This is a genomic window from Streptomyces sp. NPDC026538 (assembly GCF_055567535.1).
In genome coordinates, this window is sequence record NZ_JBVHQG010000002.1 from 328,235 (window position 1) to 344,105 (window position 15,871).

A 15,871-nucleotide genomic window follows, 5' to 3' on the forward strand; every position below is an offset into this window, starting at 1 on the left:
GGCGCTGTCGGACCCATGGTCCACCATGGACGCATGACTGACCCGACCCGCATCACCGCCCCCGACGGCGTCGCCCCGGCCGCCCAGTACAGCCATGTGGTGGCGGCCACCGGCCGGTTCGTCGCCGTCTCCGGCCAGCTGCCGCTGGACGAGAACGGCAGGCTCGTCGGCGAGGGCGACCCGGCCGCCCAGGCCCGCCAGGTCTTCGAGAACCTGAGCCGCTGCCTGGCGGCGGCCGGCGCCGGCTTCGACGACGTCGTCAAGCTCACCTACTTCGTCACGGACATGGCGCATATGCCGGCCGTCCGCGAGGCCCGTGCCGCCCACATACCCGACGACCGCCTCCCGGCGTCGTCCGCGATCCAGGTGGCCGCACTCGTCGCTCCCCAGTTCCTGATGGAGATCGAGGCCTTCGCGGTGGTGGCGGACTGAGCGAAACACCGGGCGGCCGGACCCGTCGGCTTCCTAGGGTGCCGTCATGACCGACGACTCCCTCCGCATCCGACCGATGGCCCTCGACGACTGCGACCGGGTCTCCGAGATACGCATCCGGGGCTGGCAGTACGCCTACCGGGGGCTCATGCCGCAGCCGTTCCTGGACGGACTCAGTGTCGAGCGGGACGCCGAGCGGCGGCGGGCCCGGTTCCGGGACGGCGAGGACGGAGTGACGGACCTGGTCGCCGAGCAGGGCGGCGAGATCGTCGGCTGGGCGGCGCACGGGCCGTACCGGGACGGCGAAGTACGCACCGGGGACGCCGAGTTGTACGCGATCTACCTCGACCCGGGCCATGTCGGCACCGGGGCCGGGCGGCGACTGCTGGAGACGGTCCTCGAGCAGTGCGCCCGGTCCACGCGCGTGTACCTGTGGGTACTGAAGGGGAACGCGCGAGCCCGGCGGTTCTACGAGACGGCGGGCTTCCGGCCCGACGGCACCGAGGAGCCGTACGAGGTCGACGGGGTGCCCGTGCCCGAGGTGCGGTACGTCAGGAACGGCGGCCTCACCGTGGCCTAGGGATGTGGGACAAAGCCTGGACCGCGGCCTCGGCGAGGTTGGGGTGGGCCAGCGCCTCGCTCAGGACGCGGCGGGCACGGGTGTCGCCCAGGGCGCCCAGGCCCTCCACACAGGCGAGGGCGACCCTGCGGTAGGGGTCGTGGGGGCGCAGCCGGCGCTCCAGGGTGGTGATGAGGGCCGGCACGGACTCCGGGGCGCGGAGCGCGACCAGGAGACGGACGGGGTGCAGGGCGTAGGCGACCCGGAGTTCGTTGGTGGCGAGAGCGGCGGCGGCGCGGGCGGTGCGCGGGTCCCGCAGGCGGGCGAGGGCGTGCGCGGCGGAGGCGCACCGCGGTGGATCGCGGTGGTTCAGGAGGAGGACCAGCGTCTCGAAGGCGCGCCGGTCGCCGGCCGTCCCCAGGCGGTACGCCGCCAACTCCCTGGCCCACAGGGGCTGTCCGGCGGCGATGAGCACCTCCGCCAGCTCGTCGGGGTCCTCGGTCGCCAGAAGCCGGTCGTAGGCGACCGTTCCCTGCGACTCCTGGCGCAGACGCTCCGTGAGCGATCGCAACTCTTCGTCCACGAAGCCCAGCGTAGAGGGGTTGCGGGGGCGGAGGGACGTACATCACAAAGTCGGGGGGCTGGCGCGCTCGTTACCCGCCGGTTAAGCTCAATCGAGCGAGTCACCCACTCGCACTAACGCTCATTCCGGTTTGGTGACGCAGCCGTCGTGAGCATCAGGTCGGTTCGGTACCTCGTACCGTATGCACGACTCGGCTCCGGGACAGGGCCGGTCGGGATCAGCCGCTCCCAGGCGTGTGCACGCCTGCGGCGACGGCACCGGGCGTGTGCGCCAGCAGCCCGGCAACACCCGCATTCACGCAGCTCCCTTGCAGCTCTCTCCGCACCCGGTGCGCCCCTTCGGCGCACCGGGGGGCGTTTCCAGTCGTCACCCTCATTCCTGGAGTCCCGCGATGGCCACTCCCCAGTCCGACCCCTCCCTGTCCCCGCTCAGGACCGTCGCCGTGGTCGGCCTCGGCACCATGGGCACCGGTATCACCGAGGTCCTCGCGAGGGCCGGCCGCGAGGTGATCGGCATCGACATCAGCGAGGCCCAGGCCGCCGGCTCCCTCGCCGCCCTGGAAGCCTCCACGGCCCGTGCCGTGACCCGCGGCAGGCTGACCGAGCAGGAACGCACCGACGTCCTCGCCCGGGTCCGCACCGGCACCGACCTGACGGCCGCGGCCGACGCCGACCTCGTCATCGAGGTGGTCCCGGAGTCGTACGAGATCAAGCACCAGATCTTCCGCGAGCTGGACGGCATCGTCCGCCCCGAGACCATCCTGGCCACCGGTACCAACGCGCTCTCCGTGACCCGGCTGGCCGCCGACTCGGCGCGCCCCGAGCGCGTTCTCGGCCTGCACTTCTTCAACCCGGCCCCGGCGATGAAGCTGGTCGAGGTCGTCTCCTCGGTGCTCACCGCGCCGAGCGCGGTCGCCGCGGTCACCGACCTCGCGCTGGAACTGGGCAAGGAACCGGTCGCGGTCGGGGACCGCCCCGGGTTCGTCGCGGACGGGCTGCTGTTCGGTTACCTCAACCAGGCTGCCGCGATGTACGAGGCCAAGTACGCCTCCCGGGAGGACATCGACGCGGCCATGCGGCTCGGCTGCGGCCTGCCGATGGGCCCGCTCGCCCTGCTCGACCTGATCGGCATCGACACCGCGCGGACGGTCCTCGAGGCCATGTACGCCGAGTCCCGCGACCGGCTGCACGCCCCGGCCCCCGTCCTCAAGCAGCTCAGCGAGGCGGGCCTGACCGGCCGCAAGTCCGGGCGCGGCTTCTACACCTACGAGGCCCCCGGCAGCGCCACCGTCGTCCGGGACGCGCTGACCCCGCTGGACGGCGCCGCCCTCACCCAGGGCCGCCCGGTCCGCTCCGTCGGGGTGGCCGGCTCCGGCACCATGGCCTCCGGCATCGCCGAGGTCTTCGCCAAGGCCGGCTACCAGGTCGTCCTGGCCGCCCGCAGCGAGGAGAAGGCGCAGGCCGCCAAGGCCCGCATCGGCAAGTCGCTGGACCGCTCGGTCGGCAAGGGGCGGATGACCGCCGAGGCCGCCGCACAGACCCTGGACCTGATCAGCGCCGCGGGTTCCTACGACGCCTTCGCCGACGTCGACCTGGCCGTCGAGGCGGTCGCCGAGGACCTGGAGATCAAGCGGCAGCTGTTCGCCACGCTGGACAAGGTCTGCAAGCCCGGCGCGATCCTGGCCACCACGACCTCCTCGCTGCCGGTCGTGGCCTGCGCCCGGGCCACCTCGCGTCCGCAGGACGTGATCGGCATGCACTTCTTCAACCCGGCGCCGGCCATGAAGCTGGTCGAGGTCGTCCGTACCGTGCTGACCGGCGAGGACGTCCACGCGACCGTCCGCGAGGTCTGCGCGAACATCAGGAAGCACGCCGTCGACTGCGGTGACCGGGCCGGATTCATCGTGAACGCGCTGCTGTTCCCGTACCTCAACAACGCGATCAAGATGGTCGAGGAGCACTACGCCTCGCTCGACGACATCGACGCGGCGATGAAGCTCGGCGGCGGCTACCCGATGGGCCCGTTCGAGCTGCTGGACGTGGTCGGCCTCGACGTGTCGCTCGCGATCGAAAAGGTCCTGCACCGGGAGTTCCGCGATCCGGGGCTGGCACCCGCGCCGCTCCTGGAGCACCTGGTGGCCGCGGGCTGCCTCGGCCGCAAGACCGGCCGTGGCTTCCGCGAATATGCCCGCCGCTGAGGGCCTCGGCGACTGGTACCGGGACGAGCGGGACTGGGGCGGGCTGCTCGACCCGGGCAGCGGTCCGCCGCCCGCCCGGCACAGCCCTCCCCCGCCCGCCCGGCCCGGAGGCCCCCCGCCCTTCACAGGCGGGGGAAACCCCGGTCATGCCCATCAAGCTGCGCACATGCAGTACGTTCGGGGCATGCCCCAGCCCGCCAGGTCCTCACGTACAGCAGCCACGTCCGACGCGCCGGAAAGTGCCGCGGGCAGTCGCGCGGCAGCCCAGCGGCTCAAGATGCGCCGAGAACTGGCGGCCGCCGCGATGGAGCTGTTCGCGACCAAGGGGTACGAGGCGACCACCGTCGACGAGATCGCGGCCGCGGCCGGAGTCGCCCGCCGCACCTTCTTCCGCCACTTCCGCTCCAAGGAAGAGGCCATCTTCCCGGACCACGACGACACGCTGATCCGTGCGGAGGCCGTGCTCAATGCGGCCCCGGCGCACGAGCACCCGCTGGACACCGTGTGCCGTGGCATCAAGGAAGTCATGAAGATGTACGCGGCCCGGCCGGACATCTCGGTCGCCCGCTACAAGCTCACCCGCGAGGTGCCCACCCTCCGCGAGGCCGAGATCGCCTCGGTGGCCCGCTACGAGCGCCTCTTCACCCGCTACCTCCTCGGCCACTTCGACGAGCACGCGCACGCGGACGACGCGAACGACGACCCGCTGCTGGCCGAGGTCGCCGCGTCGGCGGTGGTCACCGCCCACAACCACGTGCTGCGGCGCTGGCTGCGGGCCGGCGGGCAGGGAGATGTGGAGGCGCAGCTCGACCACGCCTTCGCGATCGTGCGCAGGACGTTCGGGACGGGCATCGGCGCGGGCCGGGAGACCCCGCCCCGGTCCACCACGCCGGCCACCGTGGCCTCGCAGGGCGAGGTGCTGGTGACGGTGGCCCGGACCGACGCCCCGCTCGACGAGGTGATGCGCACCATCGAGCAGGCGCTGAAGGAGCGTTGAGCGCCTAGGGGGTGCCCTGACGTGCCCCCCTGGGCGGGTGCGGCGTCGTGGTGGTTCGCCGTGCACGCGGCGGAGCCGCAGATCGACACCATTCCGCGCCCCTCTCGGGGCGGGTCCACGGCTGGTCGGTGAGAATCCCGCCGCCGAGGCACGGGGAGGCGTCCCCGTCACCCGATCGGCCCCGAGGTCCGACTCCGGCTGCCGCCCGCGATGGCACTGCGTGCCGGTCACCGCTCGACACGGACGGCCGAGCCGCTCTGACATCCGGACGACCTCCGCAAGTCGGGACACCTTACCCTACCGGCCGGTAGCTTTGATCGATCATCGCTCATTTGTTACGTAAAGATTTCATCTGAGAGCAAGTTCTGGCACTCAGTGCCTTGTCACCTGACACGCGGTGTCATACGTTGATGGGTGTCCGGCCTGTCCCGGCGAGCCCACCAGCCCGCCCGCCGGACGCCTGCGTCACAGGCAACCTCCCGCGCCACAAAGCGCTGCCGAAGCACCACCCACGCCGAACCGACGGCACCTTCCCAAAACCCTCAGCAGCACCGACGTAACCCTCAGCGCCCCTTCCCTCAAGGGGCGCAGAACCGCCGGAGGCAACACCGTGACCACTCAGGCCATTCTCGACGCGATCCAGTCGCCGGACTCGACGCCGGCCGACTTCGCCGCCCTGCCGCTGCCCGAGTCGTACCGCGCGATCACCGTGCACAAGGACGAGACGGAGATGTTCGCGGGCCTGGAGACCCGCGACAAGGACCCGCGCAAGTCCACCCACCTCGACGAGGTGGCCCTGCCCGAGCTGGGCCCGGGCGAGGCCCTGGTCGCCGTCATGGCATCGAGCGTCAACTACAACTCGGTCTGGACCTCGATCTTCGAGCCGCTGTCCACCTTCGGCTTCCTGGAGCGCTACGGCCGTACGAACGAGCTGGCCAAGCGGCACGACCTGCCGTACCACATCATCGGCTCCGACCTCGCGGGCGTCGTCCTGCGCACCGGCCCGGGCGTCAACGCCTGGAAGCCCGGTGACGAGGTCGTCGCGCACTGCCTGAGCGTGGAACTGGAGTCGTCCGACGGCCACAACGACACCATGCTCGACCCCGAGCAGCGCATCTGGGGCTTCGAGACCAACTTCGGCGGGCTCGCCGAGATCGCGCTGGTCAAGTCCAACCAGCTGATGCCCAAGCCCAACCACCTCAGCTGGGAGGAGGCCGCCGCCCCGGGCCTGGTCAACTCCACCGCCTACCGGCAGCTGGTCTCCCGCAACGGCGCCGGCATGAAGCAGGGCGACAACGTCCTCATCTGGGGCGCGAGCGGCGGACTCGGCTCCTACGCCACCCAGTTCGCGCTGGCCGGCGGCGCCAACCCCATCTGCGTCGTGTCCTCGCCGCAGAAGGCGGACATCTGCCGGGCCATGGGCGCCGAGGCGATCATCGACCGCAACGCCGAGGACTACAAGTTCTGGAAGAACGAGCACGAGCAGGACCCGCGCGAGTGGAAGCGCTTCGGCAAGCGCATCCGTGAGCTGACCGGCGGCGAGGACGTCGACATCGTCTTCGAGCACCCCGGCCGCGAGACCTTCGGCGCCTCCGTCTACGTCACCCGCAAGGGCGGCACGATCGTCACCTGCGCCTCCACCTCCGGCTACAACCACGAGTACGACAACCGCTACCTGTGGATGTCCCTGAAGCGGATCATTGGCTCGCACTTCGCCAACTACCGCGAGGCCTGGGAGGCCAACCGGCTGATCGCGAAGGGCAAGATCCACCCCACCCTGTCCAAGGTCTACTCCCTGGAGGAGACCGGCCAGGCCGCCTACGACGTGCACCGCAACCTCCACCAGGGCAAGGTCGGCGTCCTGTGCCTGGCCCCCGAGGAAGGCCTCGGGGTGCGCGACGAGGAGATGCGCGCCAAGCACCTCGACGCCATCAACCGCTTCCGCAACGTCTGAGACACCCGAGGTCATAGATGACTGAGCGTCAGATCGCCGACGGCGGGCGGGATTCCGTGCCGCAGGCGCCGAGGGAGAAGGACCGGCCGTGGCTCATGCGCACGTACGCCGGGCACTCCACGGCCGAGGCGTCCAACGAGCTGTACCGGCGCAACCTCGACAAGGGCCAGACCGGCCTGTCGGTGGCGTTCGACCTGCCGACGCAGACCGGCTACGACCCCGACCACATCCTCGCCCGCGGCGAGGTCGGCCGGGTGGGCGTACCCGTCTCGCACCTCGGTGACATGCGCCGGCTGTTCCAGGACATCCCCCTGGAGCAGATGAACACCTCGATGACGATCAACGCCACCGCCATGTGGCTGCTGGCGCTCTACCAGGTCGTCGCCGAGGAGCAGGGCGCCGACATCACCAAGCTCCAGGGCACGACCCAGAACGACATCGTCAAGGAGTACCTGTCCCGCGGGACGCATGTCTTCCCGCCGGGGCCGTCGCTCCGGCTGACGACGGACATGATCGCCTACACGGTCTCCCACATGCCGAAGTGGAACCCGATCAACATCTGCAGCTACCACCTGCAGGAGGCGGGCGCCACGCCGGTCCAGGAGATCGCGTACGCGATGTCCACGGCCATCGCGGTGCTGGACGCCGTCCGTGACTCCGGCCAGGTGCCGCAGGAGCGGATGGGCGATGTGGTCGCGCGGATCTCCTTCTTCGTGAACGCGGGCGTCCGCTTCGTCGAGGAGATGTGCAAGATGCGCGCGTTCGGCCGCATCTGGGACAGGGTCACCCGTGAGCGGTACGGCATCGAGAACCCCAAGCAGCGCCGCTTCCGGTACGGCGTCCAGGTCAACTCGCTGGGTCTGACCGAGGCGCAGCCGGAGAACAACGTCCAGCGGATCGTCCTTGAGATGCTCGCCGTGACGCTGTCGAAGGACGCCCGCGCGCGTGCCGTTCAGCTGCCCGCGTGGAACGAGGCCCTCGGCCTGCCCCGGCCCTGGGACCAGCAGTGGTCGCTGCGCATCCAGCAGGTGCTCGCCCATGAGAGCGACCTGCTGGAGTACGAGGACATCTTCGAGGGCTCGCACGTCATCGAGGCGAAGGTCGCCCAGCTGGTCGAGGACTCCCTGGCCGAGATCGACCGGATCCAGGAAATGGGCGGCGCGATGGCCGCCGTCGAGTCCGGCTATCTGAAGTCGCAGCTGGTCTCCTCGCACGCGGAGCGCCGGGGCCGGATCGAGTCCGGGCGGGAGAAGATCGTCGGCGTCAACATCTTCGAGACGACCGAACCCAACCCGCTCACGGCCGACCTGGACACCGCGATCCAGACGGTCGACCCGGCGGTCGAGGCCCGGGTGGTGGCGGCGATCGGCCGCTGGCGCGACACGCGGTACCAGCCGCCGTTCAACCACCCGCGACCCTGCAAGGCGCTGGAGCGGCTGAAGGAGGCCGCCAAGGGCACCGGCAACCTCATGGAGGCCACCCTGGAGTGCGCCCGCGCCGGAGTCACGACCGGCGAGTGGGCGGGCGCGCTGCGGGAGGTGTTCGGCGAGTTCCGGGCGCCCACCGGGGTCTCCTCCGCTCCCGTCGCGGTCCCCGTCGAGGCGGGCTCGGCGCTGGCCGAGGTGCGGGCGAAGGTGGATGCCACCGCCCGCGACCTGGGCAGCGGCAAGCTGAGGTTCCTGGTCGGCAAGCCGGGTCTTGACGGGCACTCCAACGGCGCCGAGCAGATCGCCGTACGGGCCCGGGACGCCGGCTTCGAAGTGGTGTACCAGGGCATCCGGCTGACACCCGAGCAGATCGTGGACGCGGCCCTGGCCGAGGACGTGCACGCGGTGGGCCTGTCGATCCTGTCCGGCTCGCACGCCCAGCTGGTCCCGGACGTCCTGGAACGACTCCGTGTGGCCGGTGCCACAGATATACCCGTCATCGCCGGTGGCATCATCCCGAATGGTGACGCCGAGCAGCTCAGGGAAGCCGGAGTGGCCGCGGTCTTCACCCCGAAGGACTTCGACATCACCGGAATCATCGGCCGCATCGTCGACGAGATCCGGAAAGCGAACAAGCTCGACCCCCTGGAGGTCCCCGCATGACCACGCCCGTCAACCGGCTCCGCCCGCGGCGCTCCTGCCTGGCCGTGCCCGGCTCGAACCCCCGCTTCCTGGAGAAGGCCCAGGGTCTCCCGGCGGACCAGGTCTTCCTGGACCTGGAGGACGCGTGCGCGCCGCTCGCCAAGCCCGGGGCGCGGCACACCATCGTGAAGTTCCTCAACGAGGGTGACTGGACGGGCAAGACGCGGGTGGTGCGCGTCAACGACTGGACGACCGAGTGGACGTACCGCGATGTCGTCACGGTCGTCGAGGGTGCCGGCCAGAACCTCGACTGCATCATGCTGCCGAAGGTGCAGACCGCCCAGCAGGTCGTCGCGCTCGACCTCCTCCTCACCCAGATCGAGAAGACCATGGGCTTCGAGGTCGGCAAGATCGGCATCGAGGCGCAGATCGAGAACGCGCAGGGCCTCAACAACGTCAACGAGATCGCCACCGCTTCCCAGCGCGTCGAGACGATCATCTTCGGCCCGGCCGACTTCATGGCGTCCATCAACATGAAGTCGCTGGTCGTGGGCGAGCAGCCGCCCGGCTACCCGGCGGACGCCTACCACTACATCCTGATGAAGATCCTGATGGCCGCCCGCGCCAACAACCTCCAGGCGATCGACGGCCCCTACCTCCAGATCCGCAACATCGACGGCTACCGCGCGGTCGCCCAGCGCGCCGCCGCGCTCGGCTTCGACGGCAAGTGGGTGCTGCACCCGGGCCAGGTCGAGGCGTCCAACGAGATCTTCTCGCCGTCGCAGGAGGACTACGACCACGCCGAGCTGATCCTGGACGCGTACGACTACTACACGTCCGAGGCGGGCGGCAAGAAGGGCTCCGCGATGCTCGGCGACGAGATGATCGACGAGGCCAGCCGCAAGATGGCCCTGGTCATCTCCGGCAAGGGCCGGGCCGCCGGCATGCAGCGCACGTCGAAGTTCGAGATCCCGGAGGCCTGAGCGCGATGCAGTTCGGACGCACGTACGAGGAGTTCGAGGTCGGGGCGACGTACAAGCACTGGCCCGGAAAGACGGTCACGGAGTACGACGACCACCTGTTCTGTCTCCTCACCATGAACCACCACCCGCTCCACATGGACACCAACTACGCCGAGAAGACGACGGACTTCGGCAAGAACGTGGTGGTCGGGAACTACATCTACTCGCTGCTGCTCGGCATGAGCGTGCCGGACATCTCCGGCAAGGCGATCGCCAACCTGGAGATCGAGTCGCTCAAGCACGTGGCGCCGACCTTCCACGGCGACACGGTCTACGGCCAGACGACCGTGCTCGACAAGTGGCCCTCCAAGTCGAAGAACGACCGTGGGATCGTCTACGTCGAGACCAAGGGCTACAAGCAGGACGGCACGCTGGTGTGCATCTTCCGCCGCAAGGTGATGGTGCCGACCGAGACGTACATCAAGGAGCGCGGCGGCGAGCAGCCGGGCCGCCCCGAGCTCAAGGAACAGGGGAAGTAAGCGATGGCCCGTCTCGCCCAGACCGCCGGTCTGACCGACGTCCAGCAGGAGATCCTCTCCACCGTCCGCGACTTCGTGGACAAGGAGATCCTCCCGGTCGCCACCGAGCTGGAGCACCGCGACGAGTACCCGCAAGCGATCGTCGACGGCCTCAAGGAGCTCGGCCTCTTCGGCCTGATGATCCCCGAGGAGTACGGCGGCCTGGGCGAGTCCCTCCTGACGTACGCGCTCTGCGTCGAGGAGATCGCCCGCGGGTGGATGTCCGTCTCCGGGATCATCAACACGCACTTCATCGTGGCGTACATGCTCAAGCAGCACGGCACGCAGGAGCAGAAGGACCACTTCCTGCCGCGCATGGCGGCCGGCGACATCCGGGGCGCGTTCTCGATGTCGGAGCCCGCCCTGGGCTCGGACGTGTCGGCGATCACCTCGAAGGCGGTGAAGGACGGCGAGGAGTACGTCCTGAACGGCCAGAAGATGTGGCTGACGAACGGCGGCACGTCGTCCCTCGTCGCCGTCCTCGTCCGAAGTGACGAAGGCCACCCCGAGGGCACCGCGCCCCACAAGTCGATGACGACCTTCCTGGTCGAGAAGGAGCCCGGCTTCGGAGAGGTCCGCCCCGGCCTCACCATCCCGGGCAAGATCGACAAGATGGGCTACAAGGGTGTCGACACCACCGAGCTGATCATGGACGGGCTCCGGATTCCGGCCGATCGGGTGCTCGGCGGGGTCACCGGCCGAGGTTTTTACCAAATGATGGACGGAGTCGAGGTCGGCCGCGTCAACGTGGCGGCGCGTGGCTGCGGTGTCGCACAGCGTGCGTTCGAACTGGGCGTCCGGTACGCCCAGCAGCGTCACACTTTCGGCAAGCCGATCGCCCAGCACCAGGCCATCCAGTTCAAGCTCGCGGAGATGGCCACCAAGGTCGAGGCCGCGCATGCCATGATGGTCAACGCGGCACGCAAAAAGGACTCCGGGGAACGAAACGACCTTGAGGCCGGGATGGCGAAGTACCTCGCCTCCGAGTACTGCAAGGAGGTCGTGGAGGACGCCTTCCGGATCCACGGCGGCTACGGATTCTCCAAGGAGTACGAGATCGAACGCCTCTACCGGGAGGCGCCGATGTTGCTGATCGGCGAAGGTACCGCCGAGATCCAGAAAATGATCATCGGGCGAAGGTTGCTCGAAGAGTATCGGTTCCAGGGCTGATTGTCCGGGTATGGGGTGTTTTCTTCGAGAAGAAGATCACACCCCGTCAGCGGTCTTCGGCCGCCGACTCGTCTTCCTGGCTTGCCCAGTTGTAGCCCACGACCGGTACCATCCCGGAAAGCCGCCGTCCCCATTTCCCGCGCGGCATCATCCGCTACGAAGGTCATCCATGCCCCACAGCCAAACCTCTGCACATCGAGACAGCCTGGCCGGCGTACGCCTCGCGCGCGGAGCATCGCCGTGGCTTCTCCCGACCGTCGCCACCGCAGCCGTCAGCCTTCTGCGCGCCCGTCGCTCCGGCGCCGCGAAGGCAGTCGCCGTACCCGCCACCGCGCTCGCGGCGGGCATGCTGTGGTTCTTCCGCGACCCCGAGCGTGAGATCGCCCAGGGCCGTGTCATCTCCCCCGCCGACGGTGTGGTGCAGAGCATCATGCCGTGGAAGGACGGCCGCACCCGCGTCGCGATCTTCATGAGCCCGCTCAACGTCCACGTCAACCGGGCGCCGCTGTCCGGCACCGTGACGTCGGTGGAGCACATCCCCGGTGGCTTCGTTCCCGCCTTCAACAAGGAGAGCGAGAACAACGAGCGCGTAGTCTGGCATTTCGACACCGAACTCGGCGACATCGAGATGATCCAGATCGCCGGCGCGGTGGCCCGTCGCATCGTGCCCTACGTCCCGCAGGGCACGAAGGTCGAGCAGGGCGACCGCATCGGTCTGATCCGCTTCGGCTCGCGCGTAGACATCTACCTGCCCGAAGGCGTGGAGGTCGCGGTCGAGGTCGGGCAGAAGACCGTGGCTGGGGTGACTCGCATTGACCGTGATTGATCCGGAGACCCAGGCGGGCTGGGTGCCCGAGGCCGACGAGGCCGGCGACGACGAGGAGGAGATGCCGCTCTCTCTCCGCCTCTCGATAGCGGACACCCTCACGCTGGGCAATGCCACGTGCGGCTTCATGGCGGTGTACTTCACCACCACCGGGATCCTGATCCCGCACCTCACCGGGGACGACCAGTCGGCGGGCATGGCGCGGCACAGCGCCGCCACCGCGGTCATCCTCATGCTCTGCGCGGCGGTCTTCGACCTGTTCGACGGCCTCGTGGCGCGCAAGCTGCGCTCCTCCCCCATGGGCGCCGAGCTGGACAACCTCTCGGACCTGGTCAGCTTCGGCCTGGCCCCCGCGTACTTCGTGCTCGTCTACGGCATGGTGGCCGACGACGCGTACCAGAAGGTGGCCGCGGTCGGAGCGGTGGTCGTGCTGCTGGCGGTGGTGCTGCGGCTGGCCCGGTTCAGCTGCGTGACCCCGCCGAACGGCATGTTCCAGGGCATGCCGTCGCCGTTCGGTGCGCTCACGGTCGTCTCGATCGTGCTCCTGGAGCTGCCCTTCTTCGCGACGCTCCTTGCGATCCTCGGTACGGCCTGGCTGATGGTGAGCCGGGTCGAGTACCCGAAGCCGCGCGGGCGTCTCGCCGGGGCGATGCTGGCCTGGATCGTCCTCTCGATGGGGCTCCTGGCGGCCTGGGCCTTCGACGCCCCCGGCGGCCAGCTCCTGCTCCAGACCGGCTGTGCGCTGCAGCTGGTGATGGGCGCGGTGATCCCCCTGTTCGCCACGGCCCGCCGGGTGAACAACATCCGCGACAACAGGCGCGAGGCACGGGCGGCGCAGCTGCCCTGAGCCTCGTGACGACGCGAAACGGGTGTGGCCCGAGCCTCGCAGGCTCGGGCCACACCCGTTTCCGGTTCAAGGGCGTTCGGCGTTGGCCTTTGACCGGTCAACCACCCCTGGCCGGGGCCGAGTTGCACAGGACGAGACAGGGGAGGACGGTGGAATTGGGCTGACCTTTACGGGGATTTGTCCCTATTTCGGGGATGGGGATTACTCCCCTCTTACAGATCGGAGGAGAGCCATGGCCGGACTCACTCACAAGGACTACGCGGTCCCGCACGTCTCGAAGCTTCCGGCGAACGAGGGCGACACCGTGAACCTCTTCGTCCGGGAGTACGACGGCACCCAGGGCAACCAGCCCCACGAGCCGGTACTGATGCTCCACGGCAGAAGCGTGCCGGTCCTCGCCGGGTACGACCTGACGGTCCCCGGATCCACCATCGACTACAACTGGGCACAGGACCTGGCCAAGCACCACTTCGACGTCTTCATGATGGACCTCCAGGGCAACGGACGGTCGCCACGCCCGAAGATGGACGAGCCCCGCAACGCCAACCCCACGCAGCGCGGCGCCCTGTCGCCCAATCCGCTGTCGCCCCCGTACACCGGCCCGCCTCTGTACCCCCACCAGCTGGGCAACACGGAGAGCGAATGTGCGGAGCTGGCCACCGTGGTCGACTTCATCCGGGCCCTGCCCGGCAGGAACAAGCCCATGGACTTCATCGGCTGGTCCGCCGCGGCACAGGCCATGGGGCCGTACAGCCTCCAGCACCCCGAAGTCGTCAAGAGCCTGTTCCTGCTCGCCCCCATCTTCCCGCCTGCGGGGCGGTGGTCGGGCGACCCCGCGGACCCCTTCGCCATTCCGGCGGGCACCTCGCTGCCGGTCTCCACCCCGCCCACCCTGTACGGCTTCCCCATGTTCGTCAGCGACAAGAAGAGCTTCGTGGGCGCATGGAACAACGAGCAGGGCACCCCACCCCAACGCGAGCCCGGCATGGAGGACACGGCATGGGCCGCCATGATGGAGAACGACCCCGTCGGCAGCACATGGGGCCGGGAGCTGTCACCCGGCGTGTACGAGGGCATCCACCGGTTCCGGAACTCCTACTTCTGGAGCTGGTCCAACGAGACGGTGCCCTACCAGGACGCGCTGGGCAACTACGTCCTCGGTGACCGCGTTCCGGTCGCCATCGTCTACGGAGAACTGGACAAGACGGCCAACACCCCGCCGAACGTCCCCGTTCCCCCGCCCCTGCGCTTCTCCGTACCAGCCCTGTACCAGGCCATCGGCGGGCCCGAGAAGCTGATGTTCGAGCTGGCGGGTGCGGGACACTCCGTGGTCTGGGAGCGCCCCGCCGAGATCGTGCACGACATCGCGTTCCAGTGGCTCCACAACAAGCACAAGGTGTGGGACCTCACGAGTGGCAGCTTCTACCGTGACTCAACGGGCGTCCTGACGCCGATCTAGGCCGCCCTCAGCAGAGGAAGTCCCGCGCGATCTGCTCGGCGACCCGCTCCAGGATCGGTCCGGCGTCCGCGATGCACTTCACCACGTCCGGTTCCACCTCGGTCAGCGAGTAGGCGCGGCGGAACCCCGCCCGCCCCAGCGCCGCCGGCGGCAGGGCCAGCCGCCCGCACACCGCCACGACCTCCTTGCCGGCGGCACGCGCGGCCGCGGCCACCCCGGCCGGCGCCTTCCCGTGCAGCGTCTGCTCGTCCAGCGAGCCCTCGCCGGTGATGACCAGTGACGCCCGCTCCACGGCGGGCGCGAAGCCGAGGACGTCGAGCATGACCTCGATGCCGGGGCGGAAGCGGGCGCCGAGCAGCAGCGCGCCGTATCCGATGCCGCCGGCGGCCCCGGCGCCCGGCGCGACGGCGTACTCCGCCGCGCGCGGGCCGACCTCGGCCTCCAGGACCTTCGCGAAGTGGGCGAGAGCGGCGTCCAGGACCGCCACGTCGTCCGGCGAGGCACCCTTCTGCGGGCCGTACACGGCCGGTGCGCCCTTGGGTCCGGTCAGCGGGTTGTCGACGTCGCTGGCGAGAACCAGGTCGACCGAGGACAGCCGCGGATCCAGGCCGGACAGGTCCGCGCGGGCCACGCCGGCGAGGCCGCCGCCGCCCGGCGGTACCGGTTCGCCGTCCTCGTCCAGGAACCGCGCCCCGAGCGCCGACAGCATTCCGGCGCCACCGTCGGTCGTGGCGCTGCCTCCGACACCGAAGACGATCGTGCGGGCGCCCGCGTCCAGCGCGGCCCGCAGCAGCTCTCCCGAGCCGTACGTGGAGGCCGTCAGGGGCGCGAAGACACCGGGCAGCCGTTGCAGTCCGCTCGCCTCGGCCATCTCCACCACCGCGGTGTCGCCGCGCAGCGCGAACGCGGCGCCGACCTCCTGCCCCAGCGGCCCGGCGACCGGCCTTTCGTGGCGTTCGAAACCGGCGGCGACCGCCGCGGCCACGGTGCCGTCCCCGCCGTCCGCGACGGGCAGCGCCGCCACCTCCAGGCCGGGCACGACCCGCCGGAGCCCCGCAGTGACCCGCTCGGCGACCTGCACGGCCGTCAGCGAGCCCTTGAACTTGTCCGCGGCGATGAGCACGCGCTGTGTCACCTGTATCCCCTTGCTCTCCGGGCCTCGCGCATGTCGAGGCCAGTCGCGCCGCTGTGACCTTAACCGGAGGACACCCTCGCCGTCATTCCGGGACCGAAGCCTG

Annotated in this window: 14 protein-coding genes; 12 read left to right on the plus strand and 2 right to left on the minus strand. The window is 69.8% G+C overall.

The window, feature by feature from the left end; all coding sequences use genetic code 11:
- Positions 1-33 precede the first annotated feature (33 nt).
- Both ACZ4N4_RS08370 and ACZ4N4_RS08375 read left to right on the plus strand, forming a co-directional pair.
- Positions 34-432: a RidA family protein gene (locus ACZ4N4_RS08370; protein ID WP_453383862.1), complete on the plus strand. Its 399-nt coding sequence runs from the start codon at positions 34-36 to the stop codon at positions 430-432.
- A gap of 46 nt (positions 433-478) precedes the next feature.
- The gene (locus ACZ4N4_RS08375) at positions 479-1,012 is read left to right on the plus strand and encodes a GNAT family N-acetyltransferase (RefSeq protein WP_467585906.1); all 534 of its coding nucleotides are present in this window, start codon (positions 479-481) and stop codon (positions 1,010-1,012) included.
- On the opposite strand, the gene ACZ4N4_RS08380 is transcribed toward ACZ4N4_RS08375, so the two are convergent.
- Entirely contained in the window at positions 999-1,574 is a 576-nt protein-coding gene (locus tag ACZ4N4_RS08380; protein ID WP_467585908.1) for an adenylosuccinate lyase, read from the minus strand. The two genes, ACZ4N4_RS08375 and ACZ4N4_RS08380, sit on opposite strands and share 14 nt — an antisense overlap.
- Positions 1,575-1,965: 391 nt before the next feature.
- On the opposite strand from ACZ4N4_RS08380, the gene ACZ4N4_RS08385 reads away from it, so the two are divergent.
- From ACZ4N4_RS08385 to ACZ4N4_RS08430, 10 genes are all read left to right on the plus strand, one after another.
- A complete protein-coding gene (locus ACZ4N4_RS08385; protein WP_467585911.1) occupies positions 1,966-3,771 on the plus strand; it encodes a 3-hydroxyacyl-CoA dehydrogenase family protein in 1,806 nt (601 codons plus the stop codon).
- A 166-nt stretch (positions 3,772-3,937) separates the two neighbouring features.
- On the plus strand, positions 3,938-4,768 hold the full coding sequence (locus ACZ4N4_RS08390; RefSeq protein ID WP_453569573.1) for a TetR family transcriptional regulator: 831 nt from the start codon (positions 3,938-3,940) through the stop codon (positions 4,766-4,768).
- A gap of 610 nt (positions 4,769-5,378) precedes the next feature.
- Entirely contained in the window at positions 5,379-6,722 is a 1,344-nt protein-coding gene (ccrA, locus tag ACZ4N4_RS08395; protein ID WP_467585913.1) for a crotonyl-CoA carboxylase/reductase, read from the plus strand.
- A gap of 17 nt (positions 6,723-6,739) precedes the next feature.
- Positions 6,740-8,812, plus strand: coding sequence for a protein meaA (locus ACZ4N4_RS08400; RefSeq protein ID WP_450766203.1), 2,073 nt, complete (start codon positions 6,740-6,742; stop codon positions 8,810-8,812).
- Positions 8,809-9,774 carry an HpcH/HpaI aldolase/citrate lyase family protein gene (locus ACZ4N4_RS08405; protein ID WP_467585915.1) on the plus strand — a complete coding sequence of 322 codons (966 nt, stop codon included), beginning with the start codon at positions 8,809-8,811 and terminating at the stop codon, positions 9,772-9,774. The genes ACZ4N4_RS08400 and ACZ4N4_RS08405 overlap by 4 nt, the downstream gene beginning before the upstream one ends.
- 5 nt (positions 9,775-9,779) lie before the next feature.
- A complete protein-coding gene (locus tag ACZ4N4_RS08410; RefSeq protein WP_316781971.1) occupies positions 9,780-10,292 on the plus strand; it encodes a MaoC family dehydratase in 513 nt (170 codons plus the stop codon).
- 3 nt (positions 10,293-10,295) lie between these two features.
- A complete protein-coding gene (locus ACZ4N4_RS08415; protein ID WP_453569566.1) occupies positions 10,296-11,501 on the plus strand; it encodes an acyl-CoA dehydrogenase family protein in 1,206 nt (401 codons plus the stop codon).
- 169 nt (positions 11,502-11,670) lie between these two features.
- Positions 11,671-12,327 carry a phosphatidylserine decarboxylase gene (locus tag ACZ4N4_RS08420; RefSeq protein ID WP_365684803.1) on the plus strand — a complete coding sequence of 219 codons (657 nt, stop codon included), beginning with the start codon at positions 11,671-11,673 and terminating at the stop codon, positions 12,325-12,327.
- 22 nt (positions 12,328-12,349) lie between these two features.
- Positions 12,350-13,174, plus strand: a complete 825-nt coding sequence (gene pssA, locus ACZ4N4_RS08425; RefSeq protein WP_453383960.1) for a CDP-diacylglycerol--serine O-phosphatidyltransferase — start codon at positions 12,350-12,352, stop codon at positions 13,172-13,174.
- Positions 13,175-13,406: 232 nt separating this feature from the next.
- Positions 13,407-14,633, plus strand: coding sequence for an alpha/beta fold hydrolase (locus tag ACZ4N4_RS08430; RefSeq protein WP_467585918.1), 1,227 nt, complete (start codon positions 13,407-13,409; stop codon positions 14,631-14,633).
- 7 nt (positions 14,634-14,640) lie between these two features.
- Here ACZ4N4_RS08430 and ACZ4N4_RS08435 read toward each other — a convergent pair whose 3' ends face one another.
- Positions 14,641-15,774, minus strand: a complete 1,134-nt coding sequence (locus tag ACZ4N4_RS08435) for a glycerate kinase (protein ID WP_467587645.1) — start codon at positions 15,772-15,774, stop codon at positions 14,641-14,643.
- Positions 15,775-15,871: the final 97 nt, after the last annotated feature.

Excerpts from the sequence above, each read along its gene's own strand:
- ACZ4N4_RS08375 (WP_467585906.1), top strand. The coding sequence starts at position 479 with ATGACCGACGACTCCCTCCGCATCCGACCGATGGCCCTCGACGACTGC.
- ACZ4N4_RS08370 (WP_453383862.1), top strand. The coding sequence starts at position 34 with ATGACTGACCCGACCCGCATCACCGCCCCCGACGGCGTCGCCCCGGCC.
- ACZ4N4_RS08385 (WP_467585911.1), top strand. The coding sequence starts at position 1,966 with ATGGCCACTCCCCAGTCCGACCCCTCCCTGTCCCCGCTCAGGACCGTC.
- ACZ4N4_RS08405 (WP_467585915.1), top strand. The coding sequence starts at position 8,809 with ATGACCACGCCCGTCAACCGGCTCCGCCCGCGGCGCTCCTGCCTGGCC.
- ACZ4N4_RS08400 (WP_450766203.1), top strand. The coding sequence starts at position 6,740 with ATGACTGAGCGTCAGATCGCCGACGGCGGGCGGGATTCCGTGCCGCAG.
- ACZ4N4_RS08420 (WP_365684803.1), top strand. The coding sequence starts at position 11,671 with ATGCCCCACAGCCAAACCTCTGCACATCGAGACAGCCTGGCCGGCGTA.
- ACZ4N4_RS08430 (WP_467585918.1), top strand. The coding sequence starts at position 13,407 with ATGGCCGGACTCACTCACAAGGACTACGCGGTCCCGCACGTCTCGAAG.
- ACZ4N4_RS08410 (WP_316781971.1), top strand. The coding sequence starts at position 9,780 with ATGCAGTTCGGACGCACGTACGAGGAGTTCGAGGTCGGGGCGACGTAC.
- ACZ4N4_RS08415 (WP_453569566.1), top strand. The coding sequence starts at position 10,296 with ATGGCCCGTCTCGCCCAGACCGCCGGTCTGACCGACGTCCAGCAGGAG.
- ACZ4N4_RS08390 (WP_453569573.1), top strand. The coding sequence starts at position 3,938 with ATGCAGTACGTTCGGGGCATGCCCCAGCCCGCCAGGTCCTCACGTACA.